Origin of the sequence: Micromonospora tarensis, assembly GCF_016803395.1 — a bacterium.
Taxonomy (GTDB): Bacteria; Actinomycetota; Actinomycetes; order Mycobacteriales; family Micromonosporaceae; genus Micromonospora; species Micromonospora tarensis.
In genome coordinates, this window is record NZ_JAEVHL010000523.1 from 1 (window position 1) to 1,117 (window position 1,117).

Genomic DNA, 1,117 nt, shown 5'->3' on the forward strand with positions numbered 1-1,117 from the left:
TGTGCTGTCCAGGGACGTTGGTCAACCTGGTGATGGGTGGTAGGCCGCCGGTGGCGGTGTGGGGTCGGTGGTGATTGTAGTGATGCAGGAAGGCCGGTAAGGCCTTCCTGCGGGCTTGTTCGGAGTTGTAGAAGCGGGCGATGGCCCAGCCGTCGGTCAGGGTGCGGTGGAACCGTTCGACTTTGCCGTTGGTTTGGGGCCGGTAGGGGCGGGTCTTCTTCATGGTGATGCCGAGTTCGTGGCAGGCGTCGTGCCAGGCGAAGGATTTGTAGGCCGAGCCGTTGTCCGACAGCACCCGCTCGATGGTGACACCCCGTGCGGTGAACCAGGCGACGGCGTTGCGGAGCACGTCGACGGCGGTGGCGGCTTTCTCGTCGTCTCGGATCTCGGCGTAGGCGACGCGGGAGTGGTCGTCGATGACGGTGTGCACGAACGCGGTCCCGACTTTCGGTGCCCAGTTCTTACCGCGGTTTCCGGTGCGCACGGCGGTGGCGTTGCGGTGCCGGCGGCCCTGGAAACGGCCGACGTAGCGCCAGCCGCCACCATCAGGAATGTTGCCGTACTTGGTGACGTCGACATGCAGCATCGCGCCCGGATGCGGGTGTTCGTAGCGGCGCACCGGTTCACCGGTGACCCGGTCGATATGGCGCAGCCGGTTGAGGCGACAGCGCACCAGCACGGCGTGCACGGTCGAGGCCGCCATGTTCAGGCGCCCGCCGATCTGGACCGGGCCGAGGCGCTGCTTGAAACGCAAGTGCACAACCTTGCGGACCATGGGCTGCGGTGTGCGTGTCGGGCTGCGGTGCGGGCGTGACGAGCGGTCCTGCATCCCGTCAGCGCCCTGCTCGCGGTAGCGATCTGTCCAGCGTTTCGCGGTGCGCCAGGAGACGTCATAACGCTGTGCTGCCTGGGCGACTGTCCAGCCCTCGTCCACGACCAGACGCGCCAGCCGCAGACGCGCGCGTGGGGTCAGAGCAGCATTACGGTGGAGCATGAAGGCCTCCTGGTTGCCGGAGCGGTTCCTAGACAGCTCCACTCCACAACCGGAGGCCTTCACCTACCTACGACATCAGAGCGTGTCGTCACACAACCTCGACCAACCTCCCTGGACAGCACA

Annotated in this window: 1 protein-coding gene; it reads right to left on the reverse strand. The window is 66.2% G+C overall.

From position 1 onward, the window contains the following. Positions 1 to 994: IS481 family transposase (locus JM949_RS36100; protein ID WP_203152490.1), on the reverse strand; the 994-nt coding region annotated here is incomplete at its 3' end. Between the last annotated feature and the right edge of the window lie 123 nt (positions 995 to 1,117).